Below are 8,860 nucleotides of genomic sequence, written 5' to 3'. Positions count from 1 at the left end.
AGTATCAGTACCGATTTAACCGCCGCTTTGATCTTGCCGCTATGCTGCCTCGCCTGATCGCTGCGACTGTTTGCACTGGTCGTCGCCCTGAGGCGTGGTTGCGGACAGCGGAAGATTGGCGCTAATCAGGAACTGTTTTAACATCACAACATCAATAGTCAAGACACAGGGGTGCCAAGCGGTTCGATTTCTGAAAGGTTTTGCCTCCTGAGCGGCGAGCCCCCAGAAAAGGCGGAAGCAGCGTTCGGTCGCTACAGTGGGAGAGCCCCGGGTTCGCCGGCGTACAGGCGGGGCAACCACGCAACGTCCCCTTCCTCCACCCCGTCGCCCCCCACGGACGACTTCTCTTGATGACATCCGCCGGTGTTTCTGCAATACTCCCGCCCATGGAACAGGTACCGGATCCGGAAATAACCGACGCACCAGAGCCTGAATGGGTGAGCATCCCCACCTACGCCGTCGACGGCAGTGCGGGACGCCTGACCCAGCGCAAGGCGCAGCTCTGGGCACTGGTGCTGGAGTCGCGCTACCTGGAAAACCGCATCCTCCCCGGTGAGTACGGCTGGCGGGTCCAGGTGCTCCGCCCGGACCTCGATGCCGCCACGGCGGAGCTCAAACGCTTCGTCCAGGAGAACCGGGACTGGCCGCCGCTGATCCCCCCCGTGCGCCCCATGCGGGAGAACACCCTGCCGACCCTCTCGGTGCTCCTTTTGGTCGCCACCTTCCACAACCTGACCCGCCTCGACCTGACGGTCCTCGGGCGCCACCCGGTCGACTGGGTGGAGATCGGCTCCGCCCAGGCGCACCGGATCCTGGACGGCGAGTGGTGGCGGCTTGCCACCTCGCTCACCCTGCACGCCGACTGGCTGCACCTCTTGAGTAACCTCTCCATAGGCGGCCTCTTCATCGTGTACCTCTGCCGCGACCTCGGTTCCGGTCTGGCCTGGAGCCTGCTCCTCACAGCGGGGATGCTCGGCAACCTGGTGAACGCCGAGGTCCAGCTCCCCAGCCACGCCTCCATCGGGGGATCCACCGCGGTCTTCGCCGCCGTGGGAAGCCTCGGCTCGATCGCGATGATGCGCTACCGCCACCACCTGCGCCGGCGCTGGCCCGTGCCGGTCGCTGCGGCGCTCGCCCTCCTGGTGCTTTTGGGGAGCGAGGGGAAGCAGACCGACCTGGGGGCCCACTTCTTCGGGTTCCTGTCCGGCCTGGTGCTGGGTTGGCTCACCGAACTGCTGATTGGGGTTCTGGGCCGCCCCGGGCGCCTTACCAACGCCGTCCTCTGCCTGGCGAGTTCCGCCCTGATCCTTTTTGCCTGGTGGTCCGCCCTGACCTTTGCCGACTGAGCCACAAAATAGAGGAGGCAGGGTTAACCCCGCCGCCTCTTCCTACCGTTGCCACCTTCCTAAGTTCCCAATGTCCCCGCCCCCGGTGCTTTCACCCCAGTGTCCCGGCCCCCGCCCACGGTGTTCGCCCCGCCCGGGTTATCTTTCTTGACTATCCTTCGACGCCCCCTATACTACCATATGAATTTTTCCTAATATATTCCGGCCTATTTTTGCGCAGTTAACAACCCGCGGCAGTTGCTTGTCGGCGCTACGTCGACCGGCAGCGCCCCAGGGAGGATCGCATGAAAACGGACCTGAAGATCAAGATGAAGCTGTTCCTCGGATTCGGCCTCTTGATGGCGCTCTGCGCAGTAGTCGCCGTCACCGCGCTCGTCGCCATCGGCAGGCTGGACGCCAACATCAGCAACCTGATGAACGCCCGGATCCCGCAGATCAAGTGGGTGGCGGACATCAACCTCGCCATATCCTCGAGCTCGCTGCACATCGACGAGGCCGCCATGGCGAGCAGCAGAGAGCGGGTCGCGGCGGAGCTTGCCCCGCTTGCCGCCAACCAGAAGGCCGCCGGCGAGAGCCTCGAAAAATTGAAGTCTTCCCTGCAGTCGGAAAAGGAAAAGGCTCTGTTTCAGGCGGTGGCGGCCCAGAGGGCGCCCTACAGCGCCACCAGAAACCAGGTCGTGGCACTGCTGCAGGCCGGAAAGCGCGACCAGGCGCTCAAGCTCCTCGGCGAGCTGCGGCCGTTGCGCGACAACTACCAAAGCGCCCTGATCCAGCTGCAAAACGACGTCCAGCAACGGGCGCGGCTGGAAGGTGGCGAGACCGCCAAGAGCGCCCAGACCGCCCGCTGGGCGATCATCGTCCTCATGGTCGTGGCGACCGGCATCGCGGCGGCGGTCTCGCTCTGGATCATCGGCAGCATCACCCGCCCACTCGATGCGGCGGTGGCCACGGCGGACCGTATCGCCGGGCGCGACCTCACCGTGGAGGTGACCGGTATCGACGGCACCGAAACCGGACACCTGATGGCCGCCCTCAAGAACATGGTGCACAACCTGCGCGAGATCGTGGCGCAGACCACCAGCATCGCGGCGAGCATCGCGTCGTCCTCGACCCAGTTGCACGGCACCGCGGCGCAGATCGCAAGCGGTGCCGAGGAGGTTGCCGGCCAGACCCAGACCGTGGCCACCGCCAGCGAGGAGATGTCGGCCACCTCCAACGACATCGCCCAGAACTGCCACGCAGCCGCCCGCGGAGCGCAGCAGGCCACCAGCGCCGCTGAGGCGGGCGCCCTGGTGGTCGCCCAGACCGTCGAGGTCATGAACCGGATCGCCGACCGGGTCAACGCCACCTCCCGCACCGTCGAGAACCTGGGAGAGCGCTCCGACCAGATCGGCGCCATCGTGGGGACCATCGAAGACATCGCCGATCAGACCAACCTCCTGGCGCTCAACGCCGCCATCGAGGCGGCACGCGCCGGCGAACAGGGGCGCGGCTTCGCGGTGGTGGCGGACGAGGTCCGGGCGCTGGCCGAGCGGACCACCAAGGCGACCCGGGAGATCGGCGAGATGATCAAGGCGATCCAGACCGAGACCAAGGGGGCGGTCGGTGCCATGGAGGAGGGGGTACACGAGGTCAAGCAAGGGACCGCGGAGGCGGCGAGGTCGGGGGCGGCGCTCCAGGAGATCCTGGACCAGATCAACGCGGTAAGCCTCCAGGTGAACCAGATCGCCACCGCCGCGGAGGAGCAGACGGCCACCATCAGCGAGATAACCGGCAACATCAACAAAATCGCCGAGATCGTGCAGTGCTCCGCCCAAGGCTCCCAGGATTCGTCGCAGGCCGCGGCGCAGCTGGCGAGCCTTTCGGAGGACCTGAGTACGCTGGTCACCCAGTTCAAGCTGGCCTGAGCCACAGGCGCCGCAAACGACAAAGCGCCCGGTGCATCAACCTGCACCGGGCGCTTTTTTGTGTCCTTTTCCGTTCGTTGCGGCTCCCCGGCGAGGGGAACCGGCCGCCGAGTCACCCCACCTGCGCGGACCCGCGCGGCCTCTTGAAGACGGCGTGATGCTTCCAGCTGTCGTCCGAGACCGGGTGGCCGAGAAACTGGACCAGCTCCCACCCTTGGGCGCCCAACTCGTTGAGCATGCGCACCCCTTCGTGGAGGTTGGTCTCGTAACCGGGTTCATCGCTGAGCGGCTCGCTGCAGAAATAAACGATCTTGTACTCCCAGGTCATGGCCCGCTCCTCGCCCAGCGCTCGCGCTTGCCAGATTGAGCATCCCGCAACCAGGATAGTATAGAGCGTGGCCGTGCCGCCTGCAAGGCGGCCCTGCCCAAGAGCCGCTGGCCCTTTCCGCCTTAACCGCTCAGCCCCAGCTTCCCGATCATGTTGAAGAGACCGTCCTTGGAGACCGGCTTCACCAGGTACGCGGCGGACTGGGCCTGGCAGAAGGCCTCCATCGCGTCGTTGGCCGAGTTGAGAGCAGTCAGCATGACGATGTGCCCCATCTTGGCCCCCTGGGACGCCTCGATCTCGCGCATCCTTTTGGCGACCTCCTGACCGTTCATCCCGGGCATCATGATATCCAGGATGACGAGATCGAAGGGGAGCTTTGCCACAAGGGCTTGGTTGAACTTCTCCAGGGCCTCCGCACCGCTGCCGGCCTGGTGGCACTCCGCGGTAGAGCGCAGCAAGGTGGCCACGAACTCGCGGCAAAATATCTCGTCGTCGACGATCAGGCATTTCATCTCGTTCTTCCTCCCAGGCGCCCCCCCGCCTCACGGCTTTAGGGACACCTATCTTGGGGCAGGCTAGACAGCCTGGACCAGTTGCAAAAGCGGTGAAGCGGTATCGTTGTCTTTTAATTCGCCCCTGATGCGGCAGAACAGCTTCAGATTATTCAGAAACAGCGTCAGGAGTTCGGGATCGAAGAACCTCCCCCGTCCCTCTTCCATGATCTCCAGGGCTTTTTCCAGGGGAAACGCCTTCTTGTAGGGGCGCTCGGAAAGCAGCGCGTCGAACACATCGACGATCATCACGATGCGCCCGAAGATGTGGATCCGCCTGCCGGAGAGCCCGTTGGGATAACCGCTGCCGTCCCACTTCTCGTGGTGCTGCAGCGCTATGATCTGTCCGGCGGCCAGCAAGGGGAACCGGGCGGCTTCCGAGAGGATGCTCGCCCCGATCTCGGTGTGCAGCCGCATCACGCGGAACTCGTCGTCATCAAGGGGGCCGGGCTTGAGTAAAATCCGGTCCGGGATGCCGATCTTGCCGACGTCGTGCAGGGGCGAGGAGAAGCGCAGCACCTGGCAGGCCTTCTCGGAAAGCCCGGCAAGCTTCCCGAGCTGGTAGGAGTACTCGGAGATGCGCCGGATATGCATCCCGGTCTCCACGTCGCGGAACTCGGCGGCCTTGCCAAGCCGCAGCGAGATCTCGTACTCGGCGCTGCGGGAAAACTCCAGGGCACGGGAGAGGTCCGCCGTCTTCTGGATCACCTCCTGCTCGAGGAGCAGGCTCATGTTGTTGGAGAGGTCGAGAAGCTTCTTGCTGCGCACGTGGTTGCGCACCCTCAAGAGCAGCTCCTCAGGGTCGTACGGCTTACTCAGGAAATCGTTGGCCCCAAGGGCCAGGGCGCGCAGCATCTCGTGCTTGTCGGAGGTCACCACGATGACCGGGATGTCCCGCAGCCGGGGGTGTTGCTTCAGGGTGGTGAGTGTATCGAACCCGTTGAGGACCGGCATCTCCAGGTCGAGCAGGACGGTATCGGTGTCGGGGTGCTCCTCGAGCAGTTGCAGCGCCTCGGCGCCGTGCAGCGCCTTGAGTACCACCCCGCCCAGCCCCGTGAGCATCAGGTCCAGCAGCTCCAGGTTCATGGGGACGTCGTCGACGGCCAAAATCTTGATGGCTTCCTGCATCATTCGACTCCACCGGCGGCAACCGCAGCCTGAAAATCTGCAAAGGCCTGCTGCAGCGCGCCGAACAGTGCGGGGACCCCCTCCAGGGTACCCTCCTTGGCAAGTCGCTCCATCCGGCAGGCCAGGGCGCGGATCTGGGCCGCTCCGACGTTTGCGGCAGTGCCACACACCGTGTGGGCGCGGTAGAAGACCTCGGCCAGGTCCTCGCGCCCCAGGGCGGTCTCCAGTTCCAGAAGATGTCCCGAAACGCTCTCCAGGAACATCCCAACGAAACGCTCCACTAGGGCCTCTGCCCCGTCCAGGCGCTCCAGCAGGTCCTCCCGGTCGAAGACAGCGAGATCCGGCGCCGCTTCCGGTGGGGGAGGCAGCGCCACCCGGGGTTCCCCGCCTTCGACAAGGCCCGCCACTTGTGCGATGACCGCACCGAGATCGAGCTCGCGTACCGGTTTGGCCAGGTAGCTGTCCATCCCAGCCTCGCGGCAGATAAGGACGTCCTCCTTCATCGCGTTGGCGGTCATGGCGCAGATGTGGACCCGGGCGCCGCGCTCCTCGGAGCGGATGATCCGGGTGGCCTGCAGCCCGTCCATGACCGGCATCTGCACGTCCATGAAGATGAGGTCGTAGCCGTGCTCGCGCCACTTCTCCACCGCCTCGGCCCCGTTGGCCGCTCCGTGGATCAGGTGCTCGCCGGTCTTGGCGACGAACTTCTGCGAGATCAGCTGGTTTACCGGGACATCGTCCACCACCAGGATGCTGAGCGGGCGAACCGGCCGGGCTGGGCCGGCAAGGGCCGGTTTCAGCGCCTGTTCGTCCTCGGGTTGCGGCTGCGAGCAGAGCACGGTGAAAAGGAAGCTGCTCCCCTCCCCTATCCTGCTCTCCACCCGGATCTCCCCCCCCATCAGTTCAACGAGGCTTCGGCTTATGGGGAGCCCCAGCCCGGTTCCGCCGTAGAGGCGGGTCGTCGAGCTGTCGGCCTGGGAGAATTTTTCGAAGATGCTCTCCAGGGCGTGCTCGGGGATGCCGACTCCGGTGTCGACCACCCGGAAACCAACCCGGGTACAGTCGTCGAGTACGGCGTCGAGGCGACACTCCACCCGCACGCTGCCGCTCTCGGTGAACTTGAGGGCGTTGCCGACCAGGTTCGCCAGCACCTGCCCCAGGCGCACCGAGTCGCCCACCAGCACCCTCGGGAGCTCCGGGGCGATCTGGAAGGAGAGTTCCACCCCCTTCTCGCGCCCCTGGATCTGGAAAGGCTGCAGGGAACGCTCCAGGAACCCGGCGAGCTCGAAGGGAACCGCCTCGAGGACCACCTTGCCCGCCTCAATCTTGGAGATGTCCAGGATCTCGTTGATGATGGTGAGCAGGTTCTCGGCCGAGTTCTCCAAGGACTCCATGTAGCTGCGCTGTTCCTTGGTCAGGACGGTGTCCATCATGAGCCGGGTGAGCCCCATGATGCCGTTCATCGGGGTCCGGATCTCGTGGCTCATGTTGGCCAGAAACTCGCTTTTGGCGACCGTCGCCGCCTCGGCAAGCTGCCGTGCCGCTTCCAGTTCCTGGGTGCGCTGCGAGACCTTCTCCTCGAGGGTCTGCATGTTTTCCTGGAGCATCTCGTAGAGCTCGGAGTTCTCCACGGCGTAGGCGGTGCTGATCAGGATGCTGCTCAGGGCGTTCAGGGTGGAGACCTCGGCGCAGCTTTCGGTCCCCTCCAGGATCCCGCAGAACATGCCTCGGATCCGTGAGTTGGTCGCCAGCACGTGCAAAACCAGGGTCTGGCTGCCGCCGATGGTCGGCACGATCACCGGGTGGTTCTGGTTCAAGGCCCAGGCGAAGCTCCCGTCGCCCACCTTGGCCTCGAACTCGCTTTCGATGAGGGGGCTCGCCTGCGCAGGCTCGCAGACCGAGACCTCGAAGGAGGCGTCGTTCGCGATGCTGAACATCGCCATGGTGCGGAAGGGGATCAAGCGCCGCAGTTGCTCGAACATCGCCTTTACCACGAAGGAGGGTTCCTTGTCGCGGTAGATGTCGGACTGAAACGAGCTGCACGCCGACAGCACGTCGAGGGTGCGCAGATAGTGGAGGTTGGTCTCCTCCAGGTAGTTGACCCGCTCCTGCAAAAGCTGCAGCTTCGTCCCCAGGCTCCCCTTAGCCACGCCCGTCCCCCCCGAACAACACCTCTATGGTTTCGTTGAAGGTGGCATCGACCTGCTGCACCAGGGTCGGCAGGTAGTGACAGGAGATGTTCAGGCGCTCCCATACCGCCTGGTCCAGAGTGGGAACCAGGGGTTCGCCGGAGTTCCCGAGTTGCAGCGCGTGGGCGACGAAATCCGCGACGTGCAGGATCCCCGCCTCACGCGGGTAGTGCTCGGCCCGCAGACCTTGGTGGTGGCGCTCGACCGGTTCGGCGACACGGGGCGGGATCTTCCAGCGCCGCAAAAGGGCCCCGCCGACCTCGGCGTGGTCGAAGCCGAACAGCTCCCGCTCGGCGAGGTAGAGGAGCTCCCCGGTGTCACGGCAGCGCTCCAGGAGCTCCAGGCAGTGATCCGGGTCCCGGATGTACATGACCAGGCGCCCCACGTCGTGCAGGATCCCGGCGACGAAAAAACGCTCGAGGCTGGACTCGCGCTGGCTGGTGGCGAGGTGCCTGGCAGCGAGCCCGGCCGCCAGGCTGTGGCGCCAGAACTGCTCCATGTTGACCAGGGTCTCGGGGATCCCGGCGAAGACGTCCATGACCGAGAGGGCCAGAGCCAGATCGCGCACCTGCAGGACACCTATGATGGTGACCGCCTGGGTGATGGTCTCGATCTTGGAGAAGTAGCCGAAAAGCGGGCTGTTGGCGAGTTTCAGGATGCGCGCGGTGAGCCCCTGGTCCTCGGAGATGATCTTCGCGATGTCCGCAATGGAGCTGCGCGGGTGGTCGATCGCCTCGGAGAGCCGGGTATAGAACATGGGAAGCGAGTGGATGGTCGCCACGTCGTGGACCATCTGGTCCAACCCGATCCGGTGGCTACGCTTCATGAGCGGCCCTCCTCCTGATGCAGATGCGCATCAGTTCCCGGACTGCGGGATGCTCCTGATCGTTGTGGGCGAAGATGCGCTCGACCTCGGCACTGGCACGAGCCACCAGCTCGGGGTCGAGTTCCGGGACCAGGAGGTCCGGGGCGGTTTCCGCCTCGCTTTGGTCGGTCACCTCGACATCGAGTACCCCCCACATTCTGAAGATGTTGAGGTGCTTTGGTTCCAGGGTAGTCCCGGAGGGGAGCAACAAACGGCCGCTGCGATCGGTCACGTTCTTTTTGAGGACCATACCCGGGCTGAGTTTATCGATCTGTAGCGAAGCCAAGTCAGCCTTCTTCCTGGACCAGCGGCAACCGGCAGCCGGGTCCCGTAGTGTTCTTCTCGTATCTCCTATCGGACACATGAGAGGTATTCTTTAGGCTCATAATGAAAAAAGGGACAGGGCTCGGCAGGGAGATTCGGGGTTCCCGGACGCGGGTCTTTGCTGCTTGAAAAAAGCAGGTCCAGGGGTGCGTTTGAGGGGGGAGCCGGCAAGCGGGAAGCCCCAAAAAAGATCCCACCTGAAAAAGCGTGGGATCTTGGAGC

General features: G+C 64.6%; 8 protein-coding genes and 1 pseudogene. 3 read left to right on the top strand and 6 right to left on the bottom strand.

The window, feature by feature from the left end; genetic code table 11:
- From GMST_RS19005 to GMST_RS18995, 3 genes and pseudogenes are all read left to right on the top strand, one after another.
- Positions 1–125, top strand: a pseudogene (locus tag GMST_RS19005) (IS1595 family transposase); the annotation flags it as partial.
- Between the two features lie 261 nt (positions 126–386).
- Positions 387–1,346: a rhomboid family intramembrane serine protease gene (locus GMST_RS19000; RefSeq protein ID WP_183356278.1), complete on the top strand. Its 960-nt coding sequence runs from the start codon at positions 387–389 to the stop codon at positions 1,344–1,346.
- 284 nt (positions 1,347–1,630) lie between these two features.
- Positions 1,631–3,253 carry a methyl-accepting chemotaxis protein gene (locus GMST_RS18995; protein ID WP_183356277.1) on the top strand — a complete coding sequence of 541 codons (1,623 nt, stop codon included), beginning with the start codon at positions 1,631–1,633 and terminating at the stop codon, positions 3,251–3,253.
- 112 nt (positions 3,254–3,365) lie between these two features.
- Here the strand turns inward: GMST_RS18995 and GMST_RS18990 are convergent, their stop codons facing one another.
- The 6 genes from GMST_RS18990 to GMST_RS18965 form a co-directional block, all read right to left on the bottom strand.
- Positions 3,366–3,581, bottom strand: a complete 216-nt coding sequence (locus GMST_RS18990) for a DUF4177 domain-containing protein (protein WP_183356276.1) — start codon at positions 3,579–3,581, stop codon at positions 3,366–3,368.
- Positions 3,582–3,703: 122 nt separating this feature from the next.
- Complete coding sequence (locus GMST_RS18985; RefSeq protein ID WP_183356275.1) at positions 3,704–4,093, bottom strand: response regulator; 390 nt, start codon at positions 4,091–4,093, stop codon at positions 3,704–3,706.
- 63 nt (positions 4,094–4,156) lie between these two features.
- Positions 4,157–5,263: an HD-GYP domain-containing protein gene (locus GMST_RS18980; protein ID WP_246399881.1), complete on the bottom strand. Its 1,107-nt coding sequence runs from the start codon at positions 5,261–5,263 to the stop codon at positions 4,157–4,159.
- A complete protein-coding gene (locus GMST_RS18975; RefSeq protein WP_183356274.1) occupies positions 5,260–7,410 on the bottom strand; it encodes an ATP-binding protein in 2,151 nt (716 codons plus the stop codon). Before GMST_RS18975 ends, GMST_RS18980 begins: the two co-directional genes overlap by 4 nt.
- The gene (locus GMST_RS18970; RefSeq protein ID WP_183356273.1) at positions 7,403–8,275 is read right to left on the bottom strand and encodes an HDOD domain-containing protein; all 873 of its coding nucleotides are present in this window, start codon (positions 8,273–8,275) and stop codon (positions 7,403–7,405) included. The genes GMST_RS18975 and GMST_RS18970 overlap by 8 nt, the downstream gene beginning before the upstream one ends.
- Positions 8,265–8,600: a hypothetical protein gene (locus GMST_RS18965; RefSeq protein WP_183356272.1), complete on the bottom strand. Its 336-nt coding sequence runs from the start codon at positions 8,598–8,600 to the stop codon at positions 8,265–8,267. Before GMST_RS18965 ends, GMST_RS18970 begins: the two co-directional genes overlap by 11 nt.
- Positions 8,601–8,860 lie beyond the last annotated feature (260 nt).

Origin of the sequence: Geomonas silvestris (assembly GCF_014193515.1) — a bacterium.
GTDB lineage: Bacteria > Desulfobacterota > Desulfuromonadia > Geobacterales > Geobacteraceae > Geomonas > Geomonas silvestris.
The sequence above is the reverse complement of the archived record's forward strand: the minus strand, read 5'-3'. Positions and strand labels throughout refer to the sequence as shown.